The organism is Bradyrhizobium sp. ma5 (assembly GCF_042258955.1).
Classification (GTDB): domain Bacteria; phylum Pseudomonadota; class Alphaproteobacteria; order Rhizobiales; family Xanthobacteraceae; genus Bradyrhizobium.
In genome coordinates, this window is sequence record NZ_CP170156.1 from 2,559,147 (window position 1) to 2,577,977 (window position 18,831).

Below are 18,831 nucleotides of genomic sequence, written 5' to 3' on the forward strand. Positions count from 1 at the left end.
AACAGGAAGTCTTTGACGCATGCATGAACTTATTCGCGATATCACGCTCTGTATCCTGTTTGCCTGGGGGATTGGGCTGTTGGCCCATTTCTCCCGGCAACCGCTGATACTGGCGTACCTTATCGCCGGCTTTTTCATTGGTCCATTCGGCATGGGCTGGGTCAAGTCCCAGGAGTCGATCAGCGTCATCTCCGAGCTCGGCCTGATCTTCATGCTGTTCATGATCGGGCTGGAAATCGACCTCAAGAAGATCATCCGTGCCGGCAAGGTCATCCTGTTCGCCGGCGCCGGCGAGCTGATCGGCGGCTGCCTGATCGGCGTGGCGTTCTTTGCCGGGATCGGCCTTGCGATCGGCGGCGGCAAGTTCGATGCGGTCTATCTCTGCGTCGCCTGCGCGCTGTCGTCGACCGTCATCATCGTCAAAGTGCTCTACGAGAAACGCGAGCTGGATACGCTGCCGGGCCGCATCACGCTCGGCGTGCTGGTGCTGCAGGACATCTTTGCGATTCTGTTCCTGGCGGTGCAGCCGAGCCTGGACAATCTGCAGATCGGCGTCGTGCTGTTGTCGATCGCCCGCGTTGCGGTGCTGGTCGCGACCGCGCTGGTGCTGAGCCGCTACGTGCTGCCGCGGCTGTTCCACCAGATCGCGCGCCGGCCCGAGCTCGTGCTGCTCGGTGCGCTCGCCTGGTGCTTCCTGATCGGCGAGATCGCCGAGCGGCTGCATCTGTCGCGCGAGATGGGCTCGCTGGTCGCCGGCGTCTCGATCTCGACCTTTCCCTACGCGCTCGACGTCACCGCCAAGGTCACGACGCTCAGGGATTTCTTCATCACACTGTTCTTCGTCGCGCTCGGCATGACAATCCCGATCCCGGGCTTGCAGGTGATCTGGCTCGCGCTGGTTATCGCGGCCTTCACGGTGGTGAGCCGCCTGGTCACGACGTTCACGCCGCTCTATCTGATGAAGCAGGGCCTGCGCGCCAGCCTGCTGCCGGCGATCAATCTGGCGCAGATTTCCGAGTTCTCGCTGGTGGTGATCCAGACCGGCGTCGCCGCCAACCATATCGGGACCGAAACCGCGAATGCGGTCTCGTTCGCCTTCGTGGTGCTGGCGGTGCTCTCGACCTTCGCGATGGCCCGCAGCGATCAGATCGTGCGAGGCCTGATCGGTCCGTTGAAGCGGATCGGGCTGCGTGATCTCGACCATCGACGTGAGGGCAGTGGCGGGTCCGGGCAGGAGGGCGGCCAGGAGGAGGGACATGGCGAGATCCGCCGCATCGTCATCCTCGGCTTTTTCCGTGCCGCGAGCGCGCTGATCAGCCAGATCGAGCGGCAGAACCAGTCGCTGCTCGAGCAGATCAGTGTGATCGACTTCAACCCGCTGGTGTTCCGCACGCTGACCGACCGCGGCATGCACGTGATCTATGGCGACATCAGCAATGTCGACACGCTGGTTCATGCCGGCATCGGCAAGGCCGAGATCATCATCCTGAGCGTACCGGATTTCCTCCTGGTCGGCGCCGACAATGAGAAACTGGTACGCCACGTTCGCGCCCTGAATCCGACCGCGAAGGTTGTTGCCACCGCCGATCTCTTGACCGGCGTCGACGACCTCTACACGGCCGGCGCCGACTACGTGACGGTGACCCGGCTCAGCGACGCCGGCGAGCTCTATTCGGTGATCGAGGCCGCCGACGCCGGTCTGCTCGACGACAAGCGCGCCGAGCTGGACGCCCAGCTCAGCGACCGGCGCGAGGTGCTGCCGTAAGGGACGGTGCTTGTCACCTGCTGGTATGCCTGCCGGACGCATGGCGGGTTGCATAATGATACTGGCGCTGACATCGGAACCCGGCTAATCCACTGCCTGCATAAAGCGAGATGTCAGGACAATGGCCGATACGATCCAGGAAGTGCTGCAAGCCTTTGCGAAGGGTGAACTCGTCGTCGTCACCGACGATGATGATCGGGAAGGCGAGGGCGATTTGATCGTCGCGGCGTCGTTCTGCACGGCGGAAAAGATGGCCTTCATCATCCGCCACACCTCCGGCATCGTGTGTGCGCCGATCACCACCGAGGACGCCCGCCGGCTGCGGCTCGACCCGATGGTGGCGCATAACGAGTCCAACCACACCACGGCCTTCACCGTCTCGATCGACTACAAGCCCGATGGCGGCACCGGCATCTCGGCCGACGAACGCGCCTCCTGCTGCCGCGCGCTCGCCAACCCCAATGCCGGCGCCAATGATTTTGCGCGCCCCGGCCACATCTTCCCGCTGATCGCGCGCGACGGCGGCGTGCTGCTGCGCTCGGGTCACACCGAAGCCGCGGTCGATCTGTGCCGGCTGTCCGGCCTGCCGCCGGTCGGCGTCATCAGCGAGCTGATGAACGACGATGGAACCGTGATGAAGGGCGAGCAGGTCGCGAAATTCGCCGCCGCCCACAAGCTCAAGCATGTCACGATCGCGGACATGATCGCCTATCGCCAGGCGCGCGAGAAGCTGATCGAGCGGGTCGCGACCTTCACCACCGAAAGCCCGATCGGCCCCCTGCAGGGCTATGCCTATCGTTCGCCGTTCGACGAGATCATGCACGCCGCCTTCGTCTACAACGGCATCGGCGATGGCCGGGACGTGCTGACCCGGCTGCACAAGCCCAATATTGTGACCGACCTCTTCACCGGGCCGGCGCGGATGGAAGCCGTATTGCGGCACTTCAAGGCTGCCGGCCGCGGCGTGCTGGTCTATCTGCGCGATGGTGCCGCCGGTGTTCCGGTCCAGCCGGTGAGCGAGCAGAAATCGGCGGAGGCCGATCGCAACAAGCAGTGGCGCGAGGTCGGTGTCGGCGCACAGATCCTGCGCGATCTCGGCATCACCTCGATCCGGCATCTGACCTCTTCGGTGCACGACTACAAGGGTTTGTCCGGTTTCGGCATCGAGATCGTGTCGAACGAGAGGCTGGACTGCTGACCATCGTCATTCCGGGGCGCGACCGTAGGGAGCGAACCCGGATCTCGAGATTCCGGGTCCGATGCTACGCATCGCCCCGGAATGACAATGATCCCAATTCAATTGCGCTTCGCAGCATAGCGCTTTAATTTATCCGCCAAATTCCGAGTGACGATACGAAAGGATGTTTCATGAGCGTGCGCCCCCAGTCCAAGGACAAGCCGGCTGCCGCCAGCTTCCAGTGGGATGATCCGTTCCTGCTCGACGACCAACTCACCGAAGACGAACGCCTGATCCGCGACACCGCGCGGGCCTATGCGCAGGACAAGCTCTTGCCGCGGGTCACCAAGGCCTATCTGGAAGAGAAGACCGACCGCGAGATCTTCAACGAGATGGGCGAGCTCGGCCTGATCGGCGTGACGCTGCCCGAGGAATATGGCTGCGCCAATGCGAGCTACGTGGCCTACGGCCTGGTGGCGCGCGAGATCGAGCGCGTCGATAGCGGCTATCGCTCGATGAACTCGGTGCAGACCTCGCTGGTGATGTACCCGATCTACGCCTATGGCGACGAGAACCAGCGCAAGAAATATCTCCCCAAGCTCGCGACCGGCGAATGGGTCGGCTGCTTCGGCCTGACCGAGCCGGACGCCGGTTCCGATCCCGGCGGCATGAAGACCCGCGCCGAGAAGGTGGCCGACGGCTACAAGCTGAACGGCTCCAAGATGTGGATCTCGAATGCGCCGATCGCCGACGTGTTCGTGGTGTGGGCCAAGTCGGCCGCGCATGACAACCAGATCCGCGGCTTCATCCTCGAGAAGGGCATGAAGGGCCTGTCGGCGCCGAAGATCGGCGGCAAGCTCTCGCTGCGTGCCTCGATCACCGGCGAGATCGTGCTCGACAACGTCGTGGTGCCGGAAAGCGCGCTGCTGCCCAACGTCTCCGGCCTCAAGGGCCCGTTCGGCTGCCTCAACCGCGCCCGCTACGGCATCTCCTGGGGCGCGCTCGGCGCCGCCGAGGACTGCATGCACCGCGCGCGCCAGTACACGCTCGACCGCAAGCAGTTCGGCCGGCCGCTCGCCGCCACCCAGCTGGTGCAGAAGAAGCTCGCCGACATGGAGACCGAGATCGCGCTCGGCCTGCAGGCCTCGTTGCGCGTCGGCCGTCTGATGGACGAGGGCAAGATGGCCCCGGAGATGATCTCGATCGTCAAGCGCAACAATTGCGGCAAGTCGCTCGACATCGCCCGCATGGCGCGCGACATGCACGGCGGCAACGGCATCCAGATCGAGTATCATGTGATGCGTCACGCCGCGAACCTCGAGACGGTGAACACCTATGAGGGTACGCACGACGTCCATGCGCTGATCCTCGGCCGCGCGATCACCGGCATCCAGGCGTTCTCGTAACGTATCAGGTCGTCATTCCGGGGCGCGCGTAAGCGCGAACCCGGAATCTCGAGCCGTATTCTTTTCCCTCACTTCGGGATTCCGGGTCTGGCCCTTACGGGCCATCCCGGAATGACGCTAAGAGGTCCGCATGGCCGACAACGACGACATCCCGTTCAACCGCGACTTTCCGCTGAAGCCCGGCGTGGTCGAACAGGTCCGGCCCGGCGTGCGCCGCGTCCTCTGCAACAACCCGAGCCCGTTCACCTTTACCGGCACGGTGAGCTACATCGTGGGGCAGGGCAAGGTCGCGATCATCGATCCCGGTCCCGACGATGAGGCGCATGCGAAGGCGCTGCTCGATGCGGTCAGGGGCGAGACCGTGACCCACATCCTGGTCACCCATACCCATCGCGACCATTCGCCGAACACGCCGCGGATCAAGGCCGCGACCGGCGCGCCTGTCTATGCCGAGGGGCCGCACCGCGCCTCGCGCCCGCGCTTCGAGAGCGAGAAGCACAATCCGGAATCCGGCGCCGACCGCGATTTCCGGCCCGACATTGAGGTCAAGCATGGCGACGTCATCGAGGGCGCGGGCTTCGCGCTTGAGGCCATCGCTACTCCCGGCCACACCGCCAACCATCTGGCGTTTGGGTGGACCGAGCGAAGCATCAATTTCGTCGGCGACCATGTGATGGGCTGGTCGACCTCGATCGTGGCGCCGCCCGACGGTTCGATGATCGACTACATGGCCTCGCTGGAGCGGCTGGAGCAGCGGCCCGAGCAACTCTACTTCTCCGGCCATGGCCCGGAGATTCCGGAAGGCCCGCGCTATGTCCGATTCCTGGCGCGGCACCGCCGGGCGCGCGAGGCGTCGATCCTGCATCGCCTCGGCAAGGGCGAGGCCGACATCCCGACCATGGTGCGGGCGATCTATATCGGGCTCGATCCGCGCCTCGCCAATGCTGCCGGCTATTCGGTGCTGGCGCATCTGGAGGATCTGGTCGCGCGCGGTATCGTGGCGACGGATGGCGATCCTGTGATCGGCGGCACGTACAGGATGGCCTGAGCTGCCTCCCACCGTCATTCCGGGGCGTGCCAACGGGTCCGCGCGAAGCGCGGCCCGATGACAAGCTCCGCGCGAGCCCGGAATCCATCGGGCCGCAAGTTTTGTTGTGAAATGGATTCCGGGTTCATCGCTGCGCGATGCCCCGGAATGACGCTAGCGCGTCATTTCTTCACCGACTTCGCCGGCGGCGCCTTCGGCGCGACCGGGGCCGCCTTCTTCGCCGGCTTGGCGTTTTCGTTGTCGGCGGCGCTGTTGAGGTCCTCGATCAGCTTCTTGACCCGCGCGGCGTTGCTGCCGAGATCGGTGTCGAAATAGCGCGAGGCAGAGCGGATATCGACGCGCGAGTCCTCGTCGTCGGGCGTGACCCGGATCGAGACGTCCTCGCGGAAACCCATGATCGGCGTGCGTGCCACCGCCTCGATGCGGCCGATCCGGCGCGGCGGCTGCGGCGCGCGTGCGTCGATGACGAGCCATTTGCGGCGGTTCACCAGCCGCAGGGTCATCTCATAGGCACGATCGACCGGGGTTTCCAGTTCGACAGTTTCGATATCGGGATAGGCCGCGCGCTGCCGCTCGGCCGAAGCGAGGCCGGCGTAGGCGGCCGGATTGGTGCCTTCGCCGGTGCGCAGCCGCGCCAGCGCCTCGAATTTCGGCGGGTCGATCGGATCGGTGGTGACGTCGTAGAGCCGCGGCAGCTTGCGGTACTGATAGGTCAGGTAGCCCGGGTAGGCGAGGATCGCGGCGGCGATCAGGAAGGCGAGCAGGATCCGGCCCATGCCGCGGGTGCCGTTCTGCCAGATCGCGGCGAAGGCGGCCAGCCCGAGCAGGATCGACAGGCCGGCGAGGCCCAGTGCGCCGAAGAAGGTCGCGAGCGCCGGTTTGACCTCCAGGAAGCCGAAGCGGACGATCAGGATCGAGACCACCACCGCAACGACGGAGAAGATGGCGAGGTTGCGCGACCAGGTGGCGAGACCGGACACGGGCTCCTGCTGGTAGGGAGCGGAAAACCTGCGCGCCATCGTCGAATAATCTGCCGGTTGAGATTGCCCCCGGCGACCTCAGCCGCCGCCAATGATCGTGTGAGACCACGGACCTGCGGCGAATTCAAGGGATTTGGGGTGGTGCTCTTACCCTCCCCTGGAGGGGGAAGGGCGACGCGAATGAAATGAGCGGCGGGGTGGGGTGATCCTTCAGCACGGGCACTGCCTCAATCGAGGGACTGTCACCCCACCTCGGTCCGCATTGCGCTGCGCTTCATGCGAACCGATCCTCCCCCTCCAGGGGAGGATAAGGGAGGATGCGAGCCCGCCTAGGCCGCGGCGGTCGGGAAGGTGTAATCCTTGAACTGGTCGCGCAGCGCGGTCTTCAGGATCTTGCCGGTCGCGGTGTGGGGAATGCCGTCGACGAAAGCGACGTCGTCGGGCATCCACCATTTGGCGATCTTGCCATCCATGAACTTCAGGATGTCCTCGCGCGTGGCGCTCTCGCCCTGCTTGAGTTGCACGATCAAAAGCGGCCGCTCATCCCATTTGGGGTGATGGACGCCGATCACGGCGGCTTCCGCGACCGCGGGGTGGCCGACCGCGAGGTTCTCGAGATCGATCGAGGAGATCCATTCGCCGCCGGACTTGATCACGTCCTTGGAGCGGTCGGTGATCCGCATGTAGCCGTGCTCGTCCATCGTCGAGACGTCGCCGGTGTCGAAAAAGCCTGCATCGTCGAGGATGTTGCTGTCGACCCGGAAGTAGGCCTTGGCGATCGCGGGGCCGGAGACCTTGAGGCGGCCGAAGGTCTTGCCGTCCCACGGCAGCTCCTTGCCGGCATCGTCGGTGATCTTCATCTCCACGCCGAACGGCGGGTAGCCCTGGGTCTGCAGGATGTCGAGCCGCTCCTCGCCGCTGCGATCGGTGAACGGCGGCTTCAGCGTGGCAAGCGTACCGAGCGGGCTCATCTCGGTCATGCCCCAGGCGTGGCGCACCTGGCTGCCCATGTCGAGGAACGCCTTGATCATCGAGCGCGGCATTGCCGAGCCGCCGCAAATCACCATCTGCAGATCCGGCAACTTGACGTTGTTGGCCGCCATGTATTGCAGCAGCATCAGCCACACCGTCGGGACACCCGCGGTATGGGTGACCTTCTCGGTCGACAGCAGTTCGTACACCGAGGCGCCGTCGAGCTTCGGGCCGGGCATCACCAGCTTGGTGCCCATCGACGGTGCGGAGAATGCGATGCCCCAGCTATTGGCATGGAACAACGGCACCACCGGAAGCATTGTGTCAGCGGCGGAGGTGCCGAGCGCGTCCTTCGAGTTGGCCATCAGCGCGTGCAACACGTTGGACCGGTGCGAATACAGGACACCCTTGGGATCGCCCGTCGTGCCGGAGGTGTAGCACATCGCCGCGGCGGTGTTCTCGTCGAAGGTCTTCCACTCGAACTTGCCGTCGGATGCCGCGATCCAGTCCTCATAGGCGACCACGTTCTTCAGCGTGGTCTGCGGCATGTGCGCCTTGTCGGTCAGCACCACGTAGCGCTCGACGCTCGGCAGCTGGCTGGCGATCTTCTCCAGCACCGGAACGAAGGTGAGGTCGGTGATGACGATGCGGTCCTGGGCGTGGTTGACGATCCAGGCGATCTGTTCCGGAAACAGTCGTGGATTGACCGTATGGCAGATCGCGCCGATTCCCATGATGCCGTACCAGACTTCGAGGTGGCGCCAGGTGTTCCAGGCGATCGTAGCGACGCGGTCGCCGAGCTTGATGCCGTCGCGTTCCAGGCTCTGCGAGACCTTCAGGGCGCGGGCATGGATTTGGGCGTAGGTGGTGCGATGAATGGGGCCTTCGACCGACCGGCTCACGACTTCCTGCGTGCCGTGATATTTGGCGGCGTGCTCAATAATCTTGTGACACAGCAAGGGCCAATCTTGCATCAAGCCAAGCATACGCAAATCCCTCCTCGATCCTCACGCATGATCCGCCGGCATCTTGGACGGCCGGCAGTAAAATCATGGAACTGACATGAACTGTAGCGCGGAGAAAGCAAGCCGAAAATGGCCTGATGGTGCGTTTCGTCGCGCCGCCGCGGCAATGGTTACCGCTACCGCCGCGCTGCTTTGGCTTGGCATGCAAGCCGGGCCCGCGCAGGCCGCCCGCGGCGCGCCTGGCTTTTCCTGGGACGATTTGTTCGGTGTCCGGCCGCAAAGGGCCCACAAGCCGGTCCGCCGCTCGGCTGTGCCGCTGCCGAAGCCGCGCCCCGCGGAGGCGCCGCCAGCGTCCGAAGCGCCCGCGGCAGCCGAGCCCGCGCCGCCCGCGGCCGCGGCTCAGCCACCAGCCGCGCCTGCTGAGGCTGCCAGGCCCGGCGCGACGGCGAGGCCAGCCGAGGCAGCCAAACCCGCCGAGCCGCCCCCGCCGCAGCTTTCGGCCTGCCGACAGGCGCTCACCGAGGAGATCGCGATCGCGCCGAGCATTCCGGATATCCACGGCGCCGGCGGCTGCGGCGGCGAGGATCTGGTGCGGCTCGAGGCCATCGTGCTGCAGGACAAGCGCAAGGTCGCGGTCAAGCCCGCGGCGATCCTCCGCTGCAAGATGGCGAGTGCGGTCGCCGACTGGGTCCGCACCGATATCGCGCCGCTGGCGCAGAGCCTCGGGGGCGGGATCAGCAATCTCGATAATTTCGATTCATTCGAATGCCGCGGCCGCAATCGCGTCGTGGGCGCGCAGCTCTCCGAACATGGCCGCGCCAATGCGCTCGACGTGCGCGCGTTCGGTCTCGCCAACGGCAAGTCGATCTCGCTGACCGACCGCAGTGTGCCGCGCGATCTGCGCGAGACCGTGCTGCATTCGGTCTGCGCCCGCTTCTCTACCGTGCTCGGTCCGGGCTCGGACTGGTACCACGAGGACCACGTCCATCTCGACCTGATGGAGCGTCGTAACAATTACCGGATCTGCCAGTGGAACGTTTACGATCCGCTGCCGCGTGTCGCGCCGCTGTTGCCGGCCGGGCGCCCCGAAGAGGCACCGCCGCGCGAGGTCGCCGCAAAATCGGACGCATCCAAGCCGGACTCATCCAAGCCTGACGCGTCCGAAGCCGACCGCGGCAAGGCCGGTGAGCCAGATGCGGCGAAGTCAGATGATGGGGCCGCACCCGACGGCGCTGCCGAGACCAAGCCACAGCCAACAAAAAAGCGCCGGCAAAGCCGGCGCCTTTGATCGCGATGGCGACGTAAAGACGATCAGTAGGTGGTGCCGCCGGCACCCTGCAGCGCCATCTGCGGCTTGTAGGGCGAGTCGCCGTGCTTCGGCTCCAGCACCACGACGATGGTGCCGAGCTTGACGCGGTTGTAGAGGTCGATGACGTCCTCGTTGGTCATGCGGATGCAGCCCGAGGAGATCGACGACCCGATGTATTCCGGCTGGTTGGTGCCGTGGATGCGGAACAGCGTGTCCTTGCCGCCCGAGTAGAGATACATCGCGCGCGAGCCCATCGGATTGTCCGGGCCGGGGGCCACGAAGGTCGGAACGCCGAGGCGCGAGATTTCGCCGGGGGTGGGATGCCAGGCCGGCCATTCGGTCATGCTGCCGACCTTGGCAATGCCGGACCAGGCCATCGCTTCTTCGCCGACGGTGATACCGTAGCGGATCGCCTTGCCGTCGTTCATCACGTAGTAGAGGTAATGGTTGTCGGAATCGACCACGATGGAGCCGGGGGCTTCCTTGCGGTGATACTCGACGATGGCGCGGCGGAACGGCTCGGCCACCGGTGTCTTGACGTAGGTGGTCTTGGCCAGCAGTTCCTTGTCATGCGGCTTGAAGGCGGCGGTGTTGGTTGCCTCATAGGTCGTGGCCTGCATGCAGCCCGACAACATGAGGCCCGCGGCCAGGATCCCAAAGGTAACTTTGAACGACGACATGATTACATTCCAATCGAAAATCCGCGTCTCAAAGCGCCACGATTGCGCCCAAAACGCCACGATTCCATGACGAGCATTATTGCCGAGACGTGCCATTATTCCCAGAGTTTAGATGCCTTTCCCGCATCGCGGGACGTCGCCTGTGGCTTTTTTGCCGCAAGTCATCTGGTGTGGGGCCAGTTTTTGTGCAAACAGGCAACGGTTGTCCAATCGAAGCCGCTTCAACGTCACATTCACCGCCGCCTGGCCGCCACAAAGGTGGATGTCCGGTTAATGTCCCGGTCATGAAGCGCCATCCAGAATCGCGCTAAGTCGACGGGTCTTGCCCGCCCTGTTTCCAGCCCTGTTTCTCGGAGTTCGTAATGCTGTCGGTGTTCGTTCCCTCCGATCTGTCCCTCAAGAAGGCCGCCGCGACCGACCTCGACGCGCTCCCGGAGAGCGCGGTCTGGGTCGACCTGGTGAACCCGACCGTTGAGGAGGACCGGGCCGTCGAGAAGCTCGCGGGGATCGCGGTTCCGACCCGGGAAGACATGCAGGAGATCGAGATCTCCAGCCGGCTCTATATCGAGAACAGCGCGCGCTACATGACCGCGACACTGATGTGCCAATCCGACACCGACATGCCGCGCACCACGGCCGTCACCTTCATCCTGACCAGCCATCGGCTGGTCACGGTGCGTTACGACCTGCCGAAACCGTTTGCACTGGTCGAGAACAAGCTGGCGCGCTCCTGTGCGCCCGGCATCACCGGCGAGCAGGTGCTGATGGAACTGCTGGATGCGGTGATCGACCGCTGCGCCGACCTCCTGGAGCGCTGCGGGGCCGACATCGACCAGGTCTCCCACGACATCTTCGAGCCGGAGAGCGAGCGCCACGGCCACGCCAAGCAATATTCGCAGATCCTGATCGCGATCGGCCGAAAGGGCGACCTGACCTCGAAGGTCCGCGAAAGCCTGGTCTCGATCGGCCGCCTCGTCACGTTCCTTTCGGCGATCGTGGAAGGCGTGAAATGGTCCAAGGACATGCGTGAGCAGCTCAAGACCATGCAGCGTGACGTGGCCTCACTGACCGACCACGCTTCCTATCTCTCCAGCAAGATCACCTTCGTGCTCGACGCCATGCTCGGTGTGGTCAATCTGGAACAGAACAACATCATCAAGCTGTTCTCGGTGATGGCGGTGGTCCTGATGCCGCCGACGCTGATTGCCTCGATCTACGGCATGAATTTCAAGCTCATGCCGGAACTCGAATGGGTGCACGGCTATCCGTACGCGCTGGTGCTGATGCTGATCGCGGCGATCGTGCCGTACTGGATCTTCAAGTGGAAGAAGTGGCTGTAAACCGGTTCCACACGTCGCGTTTTGGGACGCGTTTTCTGCCTTATTTGCTCTCCTAAAATTTGAGTGTTGCGCTGAACGTTTGGGCGAAACTTGTCTGCGATAACGCCCGCCTCGAAGCCGGAGGACAGCAATGGTTGAGAAGATCATAACGCCACGGCGTAACGTCATCGACTTTGCGCGCTATCAACAGGACCGCGCAGCAGGCAAGGTGCAGGCGATCTCGCCGAGACTTTGCCGCTACTGTGGCGCTGCGATGTTGGATGGCGAGGACGAAGACGAATGCTCCAGCGCGTTGAACGACATCGCGCTGCAGCCGTTTGAGAAGAAGTCTCGCCGGTTCTACGCCGACTAGAGGCTGAGGCCTTTTGGAGGCAGAAGCCTCGTCTGCGTCGTTACGCCTGCAATCGAAGCAATCCTTGGAGTACGGCCGCGGCGGCGGCCGGGATCGCCTCGAACCTCTCGCCCCCCAATTCCCATCCAAGCCAAAGCTCAGACGTGCTGGCCACCGTTGATGTGGATCTCGGCGCCGTTCACATAGGAGCTGGTCTCGGTGCACAGCACATAGATGATCTTGGCGACCTCGTCCGGAGTGCCGAGGCGATGCATCGGGATTTGTTGATCAACGATCTTCTCGGTGCCCGGCGACAGGATCGAAGTATCGATCTCGCCCGGTGCGATCGAATTGACGCGGACACCGACGCGGCCGAAGTCGGATGCCATTTCCCGCGTCAATGATGCCAGCGCGGCTTTCGAGGTCGCGTAGGCAACGCCGGCGAACGGATGCACGCGCGAGCCCGCGATCGAGGTGACGTTCACCACTGCGCCTTTGGCGTGCCTGAGCTCGTCGATCAGTCCGCGGGCCAGCATGATGGGCGCGAAGAAGTTGACGCGGAACACGTGCAGCCATGTCTCGATATCGGTGTCCATGGTCCCGAGCCGCGCGCCGCTCGCCCCCTTCGGCGAGATCGCGGCATTGTTGACCAGCGCGTGCAACTCGTCGTTCACCAGCCGTTTGCGGATCTCGCTGATCGCGCGAACCGTGTCGTCATGATCGCCGAAATCGACCTCGATGTGATCTTCCGGTCCGGCGCCCCAGGGGCAGACTTCCGGAAATGCATGCCGCGAGCAGGTGATGACGCGCCAGCCGGCGGAAGCAAACCGGATCGCGGTGGCGTGACCGATGCCGCGGCTGGCACCGGTCAGGAGCAGGGTACGGCGCGGCGCGTTGGAAGGAGGGGACATGGTGTCTTTCAGGTTGGCGTCTTTTAAGCTGTCGTCATCATGGATAGAGCCGCACCTTCGACCATGCGCTGCCGGCATCGCGACGGAATTCGATGCGGTCGTGCAGGCGGAACGGGCGGTCGTGCCAGAACTCGAAGCGCTGCGGCGTGATCCGCCAGCCGCTCCAGCCCGGGGGACGCGGCACCTCGCCGATGACGTATTTCGCGCCGGCCTTGGCGATCGCCTGCTCGAAGGCGAAGCGGCTCTCCAGCGGCTGCGATTGCTTGCTGGCCCAGGCGCCGATCTGCGCCTGCTTCGGCCGCGTGGCGAAATAGGCGTCGGCCTCGGCGTCGGTCACCGGCGTCACCGCCCCGCGGATGCGCACCTGGCGGCGCAGCGATTTCCAATGGAACAGTAAAGCGGCCTTGGGATTTGCCGCCAATTCGCGGCCCTTGGCGCTGGCGATGTGGCTGTAGAACACGAAGCCGTCGGCGTCGAAGCCCTTCATCAGCACCATCCGCACGTCGGGCAGCCCGTCGGCATCGACGGTTGCGAGCGCCATCGCGTTCGGATCGTTCGGCTCGGACTTGACCGCTTCCGCAAACCATTCGCCGAACAGGGCGAACGGCTCCTCCGCTGCGGTGAAATCACCCGATGTTAACGGTGTCGGGTGTTTGATGGAGGTCGTGTCGGTCATGTCAGGAGTCCCGATTTGCATTCGCCCGCGTCCGAGAGCGCGTTTCTAGCCCTATATAGGGCATGGGGGCGCGTTGGCCTATCGGCGATCCACCCCGCGGGCGCGGTGGTGACCTTGATCCTGATCGGCGTCGGCGCAAGCGGCTGCAGCCTGTCGCGCACCGATGCTTTCGCCAAGATGGACGACAAGGATGTGACGGGCTCGATCAACCCGACCCAGGTCAGCGCGGTGATGCCGACCGACGGCGATCTCGCCTTTGCCCGCAACGCCGCCTCAGATGTGCTGACCAAGGGCGACAAGGATTCAAGCCAGCCCTGGGAAAATCCCCAGACCGGTGCGCGCGGCTCGGTGACGCCGTTGGCCCAGGCCTATGCCGGCGAGGACGGCAAGACGTGCCGGGATTTCCTCGCCAGCTATGTCAATGGAGCCACCGAGACCTGGCTGCAGGGCGCCGCCTGCAGGGCTGGACAAGGCCGGTGGCAAATCCATAGCCTGAAGCCTTGGAACAAGTCCTGAGAGCAAGTCCTGAAAGTTCCGGCTGATGCCTGCACCAAGCTAGTTGCAAAAATGCCACTGAGCCCCCACATGAAGGCAAAGCGGGCCCGGATGGGTTCCCGGCCGAAGCTGATTTTCCCGTGAAGGAGACGTGACGGATGCGCGACCCCTATGAGGTCTTGGGGGTGCAGCGGAGCGCCAGCGCTGCGACGATCAAGAGCGCCTATCGCAAGCTCGCCAAGAAGCATCACCCTGACAATAACAACAACGACCCGAAGGCGGCTGCCCGCTTTGCGGAGATCAACACGGCCAACGAGATCGTCGGCGACGAAGACAAGCGCAAGCAGTTCGACCGCGGCGAGATCGATGCGGACGGCAAGCCCCGCTTCCAGGGCTTCCCCGGCGGCGGCGCCGGCGGCCGTACAGGTCCCGGCGGCTTCGAGTACAGCTTCCGCGGCGGCCCCGGTCCCGGTGGCGGCATGGGCGGCGGCAGCTTCGAGGACATCCTCAACAGCATGTTCGGCAACGCCGCGCGTGGCGGCGCTGGTGCGCGCGGGGGACGGGCCAGTCCGTTTGAATTTGAAGGCGGCGGGGTCGGCGTCGACCTCGATCTTTCGGTCGCCATGACGGTGTCGCTGGAGGAATCGGCCGGGGGCGGCGACAAGCGCGTGCGCCTGCCGACCGGCCGTGAGCTCAACGTCAAGATTCCGCCTGGCGTCACCGCAGGCCAGCAGATCCGGCTGAAGGGGCAGGGCGACACCGCGCAGGGCCATCCGCCCGGCGACCTCCTGATCACGATCTCGATCGCGCCGCATCCGTTCTTCAAGGTCGACGGCAACGACCTCCGGATCGATCTGCCTGTGACCCTTTACGAAGCGGTGCTGGGCGGTAAGGTCCGCGTGCCGACGCTCGGCAGCGCTGTCGAACTGTCGATCCCGAAGAACACCTCCAGCGGCCGTACCTTCCGCCTCAAGGGCAAGGGGCTGGCGAAGGCGGGGGCTGTCGGCGACCTCTACGTCACGACCCGTATCATCCTTCCCGACGGGAACGATGCCGAGCTTGAGGCATTGATGCAGACGTGGCGGGAGCGAAATCCCTACAATCCGCGCAGCGATCTCGGCTGACCGCCGGGAGCGCGCCCCAAAAGACGCTAAAGACGCGAAACTGCCACTACCCCGGACTCTATCGGGGTAGACGCGGGCATTGCGAGGGCGTCAAAGGATGACCGGCCGTCCGACGTCCAAATCTGCGGCGTGCAGATCGGATTGCGGAAAATGAGTGCGGCCTCGAGAGGGGGACCAGCGCGGTACACAAAACCCCAATCGAGGCCGCGTGCGCCGATCGGCGGATCGGGCGCAGATCATCTTCGCGTGAGCATCCGGTACGACAATGAGACGCGTCCATGACGCGAATCGAAATTTTCAATGTCGGAATTGGGACGCTGAGTGAGGCTGGATTCACTTACTCGAAACGGCACAATGTCGGCGGCTGATTTTCCGTAAATCTACGGGAGGTCAGCCGCCGTTCTTCTCCATCTGATCGTAGACGGCTTGCGCGACCTGGGTCAGGCGCGTCCGGTCGGTGCCGCCGCTCACGACATAGGCGACGCCGCGATCGGCCCAGAACAGCGCGCCGTCGCTGCCTTGCACGGCATAGCGCATCTGGGTCGCCTCGGTTTTCGCCTTGGCGGTGTAGACCGTGAAGCGCTCGCCGGACGTGCTCTCATACATCAGAAACGACGCCGGCCCGCTCGGCCCCGGCAGCAGGCGGCCGCCGACCAGCTTCAGCCCGGTGAGGTCGGGCGCGCGGACGTCCCAGCCGCAGCGCTTGGTCAGCCATTGCTGCAGATGGTCGCGCTCGCTGCCGGGCACCTCGACGGGATGACGGACCTCGACCACGTAGAGCCGGTGCGCATCCAGCGCATCGAGCGTGAAGCTCTGGAAAGTCGACGGCGTCGCCGAGGCGCCGCGCGCGATCCAGCCGACGCCGCCGCCGGCGATGAAGGCCATCAGCGTCGCCGCCACCGCGCCATAGACCCAGCGCCGCGGCTGGCGCACCAGCCGCTCGAGCTCGAGCCGCTTTGGCACCGCCTCGTCCAGCACCGTGTCGTAGCGCGCATGCAGCGTCTCGGCCATCGCGCGCCATGACTGCACCCGCGCCGCGTCGTCGGGATGCGTGGCGAGCCACGCCTCGACATCGCCACGGCGTTCGGCCGGCAGCTCGTTGTCGACGTAAGCGTGCAGCTCGTCTTCGGTGACGGGGATGTTCGGGTCGGTCATATCAATCGTCTCTGCCAAATCTTGTTCGAAAAACGTTCATGCATAACACCTGCCATCGCGCACATTATCATTTCACCCGCCGGAGCGCCGGGCGCTGGCCCTCGATCGAGGCCCGTACATGGGCGCGCGCGCGGGCGAGGCGGGACATCACCGTGCCGATCGGTACGCCCTGGATGTCGGCGACCTCCCGGTAGCTCATGCCCTCCAGCATCACGAGCAGCAGCACCGAACGCTGCTCCTCGACCAGCGTCGACAGCGCGCGCTCGATGTCGCGTCCCTCGGCCTCGGTGCCGCTGGCGTCGGCATTGTTGTCGAGCAGCGGCATGAAGGCCGGCCGCCGCGCCAGCGAGCGCCTTCGGTTCTTGTTCAGATTGGTCAGGATCGTGTAGAGCCAGCTCCTGACGTCACCGCCGAGAAACAGCCGCTCCGAGCGCAGCGCGCGCACCAGCGTGTCCTGCACCAAATCATCGGCGATATCCGAGTCACGCACCAGCGCGCGCGCATAGCGGCGGAGCGCTGGAATCATGGCTTCGACACTTTGACGAAACGCGGTCATGCATCCCAGTCTTCGATGGTCGCGGCGATAGCCGCCTTATCAAACATAACACCCTAACGGCGTCGCTATTCCGGTTGCGCCGACCTGCGCGCATAGCGCCTCGGCTGCGCCCGATTTGGGCTTGTCGCCAGCCAAAGTGCTGGTGTACCTCCGGGCCAGAAAAATTTGAAGCGAATGCCGGTGCCAACGATCTACTACATCCGCCACGGCGAGACCTCATGGAACGCCGAAGGCCGGCTTCAGGGCGTGCAGGATATTGCTCTCAACGAGCGCGGCCGCGCCCAGGCGGCAAATGCCGGCCGCATCCTCGCCGATCTCCTGGCGTGCGACGGCCGTGACAAGACGACGCTGCCGTTCGTCGCAAGCCCGCTGCTCCGGGCGCGCGCGACCATGGAGCTGGTGCGCACCGAGCTTGGCCTGCCGCCGGGCGACTACGCCCTCGACGCGCGGCTGCGCGAGATCGCCTACGGGACGTGGGAAGGCTCGACGTTGGCGCAGGCGCAGGCCGCCGACCCCGCCGTCTATGCCCGCCGCCTGGCCGAGAAGTGGCAGGTCGCGCCGGAGGGTGGCGAGAGCTATGTCGACGTGCAGGCGCGGATGACCGAGTGGTACGGCTCGGTGACCTCGGACACCGTCGCCGTCGCCCATGGCGGCACCGCGCGGGCGTTGATGGTGGCGCTCGGCTTCGAGACCCCGGCGTCGGCCGCTGACCTTACAATCGAGCAGGGCGCGGTCTACGTGTTCAGCGCGGCGGGCCTGCGGAAGTATAGTTAAGGGCGCCTGGCCAGCCACGTTCCGGGGATCATGAAACCCGTTTGACGCTGCCGACCCTGCGCGTTACGACACGCCATGTCCTTCAATACTTTTGGCCATATGTTCCGCGTCACGACCTTCGGCGAAAGCCATGGGGTCGCGATCGGCTGCGTGGTGGACGGCTGTCCGCCGATGATCCCTCTGACAGTGGAGGAGATCCAGCACGACCTCGACCGCCGCAGGCCGGGCCAGTCGCGCTTCACGACCCAGCGCCAGGAGCCGGATGCAGTGAAGATCCTGTCCGGCGTGATGGCGCATCCGGAAAGCGGCGTGCAGGTCACGACCGGCACGCCGATTGCGCTGTTGATCGAGAACACCGACCAGCGCTCGAAGGACTATTCGGAGATCAAGGACAAGTTCCGCCCCGGCCATGCCGACTTTACCTATGAGGCGAAGTACGGCCTGCGCGACTATCGCGGCGGCGGACGCTCCTCCGCGCGCGAGACCGCGACCCGCGTCGCGGCCGGTGCAATCGCACGCAAGGTCCTGCCCGAAGTGAAGGTGCGCGGCGCGCTGGTCCAGATGGGGCCGCACAAGATCGACCGCGAAAAATGGGACTGGGACGAGATCGCCAACAACCCGTTCTTCTGTCCCGACAAGGACAAGGCGGCGTTCTTCGAAAGCTATCTCGACGGCATCAGGAAGAGCGGCTCCTCGATCGGCGCCGTCATCGAGGTCGTCGCCGAGGGCGTGCCGGCTGGCCTCGGCGCGCCGATCTACGCGAAACTCGATAGCGATCTGGCCTCGGCGATGATGAGCATCAACGCCGTCAAGGGCGTCGAGATCGGCGCCGGCTTCGGTGCCGCCGAGCTTACGGGCGAGGAGAACGCCGACGAGATGCGGACCGGCAATAACGGAACGCGTTTCCTGTCCAACCATGCCGGCGGCGTGCTCGGCGGCATCTCGACCGGCCAGCCGGTGGTGGTGCGCTTTGCGGTCAAGCCGACGTCCTCGATCCTGACCACGCGCCGGACCGTGGACCGAAAGGGCGCCGATACCGACATCCTGACCAAGGGCCGCCACGACCCCTGCGTCGGCATCCGCGCGGTGCCGGTGGGCGAGGCCATGATGGCCTGCGTGCTGGCCGATCATTTTCTGCGCGACCGCGGGCAGACCGGGCGCTGATCC

Annotated in this window: 18 protein-coding genes; 11 read left to right on the forward strand and 7 right to left on the reverse strand. The window is 64.9% G+C overall.

Annotation, left to right across the window (positions count from 1 at the left end; translation table 11 throughout):
• The first annotated feature begins 19 nt into the window (after nucleotides 1–19).
• From ACE103_RS11830 to ACE103_RS11845, 4 genes are all read left to right on the forward strand, one after another.
• Nucleotides 20–1,765, forward strand: a complete 1,746-nt coding sequence (locus ACE103_RS11830) for a cation:proton antiporter (protein ID WP_375779562.1) — start codon at nucleotides 20–22, stop codon at nucleotides 1,763–1,765.
• Nucleotides 1,766–1,886: 121 nt separating this feature from the next.
• Nucleotides 1,887–2,963: a 3,4-dihydroxy-2-butanone-4-phosphate synthase gene (gene ribB, locus ACE103_RS11835; RefSeq protein ID WP_223969869.1), complete on the forward strand. Its 1,077-nt coding sequence runs from the start codon at nucleotides 1,887–1,889 to the stop codon at nucleotides 2,961–2,963.
• A 170-nt stretch (nucleotides 2,964–3,133) separates the two neighbouring features.
• Nucleotides 3,134–4,348, forward strand: a complete 1,215-nt coding sequence (locus tag ACE103_RS11840) for an acyl-CoA dehydrogenase (protein WP_223969868.1) — start codon at nucleotides 3,134–3,136, stop codon at nucleotides 4,346–4,348.
• Between the two features lie 130 nt (nucleotides 4,349–4,478).
• Nucleotides 4,479–5,396, forward strand: a complete 918-nt coding sequence (locus ACE103_RS11845; RefSeq protein WP_375779563.1) for an MBL fold metallo-hydrolase — start codon at nucleotides 4,479–4,481, stop codon at nucleotides 5,394–5,396.
• Nucleotides 5,397–5,557: 161 nt separating this feature from the next.
• On the opposite strand, the gene ACE103_RS11850 is transcribed toward ACE103_RS11845, so the two are convergent.
• Entirely contained in the window at nucleotides 5,558–6,415 is an 858-nt protein-coding gene (locus ACE103_RS11850; RefSeq protein ID WP_375779564.1) for a DUF1499 domain-containing protein, read from the reverse strand.
• Nucleotides 6,416–6,705: 290 nt separating this feature from the next.
• On the reverse strand, nucleotides 6,706–8,334 hold the full coding sequence (locus ACE103_RS11855; protein ID WP_223969865.1) for a 3-(methylthio)propionyl-CoA ligase: 1,629 nt from the start codon (nucleotides 8,332–8,334) through the stop codon (nucleotides 6,706–6,708).
• 76 nt (nucleotides 8,335–8,410) lie between these two features.
• On the opposite strand from ACE103_RS11855, the gene ACE103_RS11860 reads away from it, so the two are divergent.
• A complete protein-coding gene (locus ACE103_RS11860; RefSeq protein WP_375779565.1) occupies nucleotides 8,411–9,601 on the forward strand; it encodes an extensin family protein in 1,191 nt (396 codons plus the stop codon).
• A gap of 23 nt (nucleotides 9,602–9,624) precedes the next feature.
• Here the strand turns inward: ACE103_RS11860 and ACE103_RS11865 are convergent, their stop codons facing one another.
• Nucleotides 9,625–10,302, reverse strand: a complete 678-nt coding sequence (locus tag ACE103_RS11865; RefSeq protein ID WP_375779566.1) for a L,D-transpeptidase — start codon at nucleotides 10,300–10,302, stop codon at nucleotides 9,625–9,627.
• A gap of 362 nt (nucleotides 10,303–10,664) precedes the next feature.
• Between ACE103_RS11865 and ACE103_RS11870 the strand changes: the two genes are divergently transcribed.
• Entirely contained in the window at nucleotides 10,665–11,642 is a 978-nt protein-coding gene (locus tag ACE103_RS11870) for a magnesium transporter CorA family protein (protein ID WP_223969862.1), read from the forward strand.
• A 130-nt stretch (nucleotides 11,643–11,772) separates the two neighbouring features.
• Complete coding sequence (locus ACE103_RS11875; RefSeq protein WP_223969861.1) at nucleotides 11,773–11,994, forward strand: hypothetical protein; 222 nt, start codon at nucleotides 11,773–11,775, stop codon at nucleotides 11,992–11,994.
• Nucleotides 11,995–12,131: 137 nt separating this feature from the next.
• Here the strand turns inward: ACE103_RS11875 and ACE103_RS11880 are convergent, their stop codons facing one another.
• Nucleotides 12,132–12,884, reverse strand: a complete 753-nt coding sequence (locus ACE103_RS11880) for an SDR family NAD(P)-dependent oxidoreductase (RefSeq protein WP_375779567.1) — start codon at nucleotides 12,882–12,884, stop codon at nucleotides 12,132–12,134.
• Nucleotides 12,885–12,921: 37 nt separating this feature from the next.
• Nucleotides 12,922–13,560, reverse strand: a complete 639-nt coding sequence (gene pdxH, locus ACE103_RS11885) for a pyridoxamine 5'-phosphate oxidase (protein ID WP_375779568.1) — start codon at nucleotides 13,558–13,560, stop codon at nucleotides 12,922–12,924.
• 108 nt (nucleotides 13,561–13,668) lie between these two features.
• Between pdxH and ACE103_RS11890 the strand changes: the two genes are divergently transcribed.
• Together ACE103_RS11890 and ACE103_RS11895 are read left to right on the forward strand one after the other, a co-directional pair.
• Complete coding sequence (locus tag ACE103_RS11890) at nucleotides 13,669–14,076, forward strand: RT0821/Lpp0805 family surface protein (protein WP_223969858.1); 408 nt, start codon at nucleotides 13,669–13,671, stop codon at nucleotides 14,074–14,076.
• 137 nt (nucleotides 14,077–14,213) lie between these two features.
• Entirely contained in the window at nucleotides 14,214–15,179 is a 966-nt protein-coding gene (locus ACE103_RS11895; RefSeq protein ID WP_375779569.1) for a DnaJ C-terminal domain-containing protein, read from the forward strand.
• 390 nt (nucleotides 15,180–15,569) lie between these two features.
• Here ACE103_RS11895 and ACE103_RS11900 read toward each other — a convergent pair whose 3' ends face one another.
• Together ACE103_RS11900 and ACE103_RS11905 are read right to left on the reverse strand one after the other, a co-directional pair.
• The gene (locus ACE103_RS11900; RefSeq protein ID WP_375779570.1) at nucleotides 15,570–16,334 is read right to left on the reverse strand and encodes an anti-sigma factor family protein; all 765 of its coding nucleotides are present in this window, start codon (nucleotides 16,332–16,334) and stop codon (nucleotides 15,570–15,572) included.
• A 67-nt stretch (nucleotides 16,335–16,401) separates the two neighbouring features.
• On the reverse strand, nucleotides 16,402–16,890 hold the full coding sequence (locus ACE103_RS11905; protein WP_092124724.1) for a sigma-70 family RNA polymerase sigma factor: 489 nt from the start codon (nucleotides 16,888–16,890) through the stop codon (nucleotides 16,402–16,404).
• A gap of 174 nt (nucleotides 16,891–17,064) precedes the next feature.
• Here ACE103_RS11905 and ACE103_RS11910 point away from each other — a divergent pair, with 174 nt between their 5' ends.
• Together ACE103_RS11910 and aroC are read left to right on the forward strand one after the other, a co-directional pair.
• A complete protein-coding gene (locus tag ACE103_RS11910) occupies nucleotides 17,065–17,664 on the forward strand; it encodes a histidine phosphatase family protein (RefSeq protein ID WP_375779571.1) in 600 nt (199 codons plus the stop codon).
• 75 nt (nucleotides 17,665–17,739) lie between these two features.
• Nucleotides 17,740–18,828, forward strand: coding sequence for a chorismate synthase (gene aroC, locus ACE103_RS11915; protein WP_024580648.1), 1,089 nt, complete (start codon nucleotides 17,740–17,742; stop codon nucleotides 18,826–18,828).
• Nucleotides 18,829–18,831: the final 3 nt, after the last annotated feature.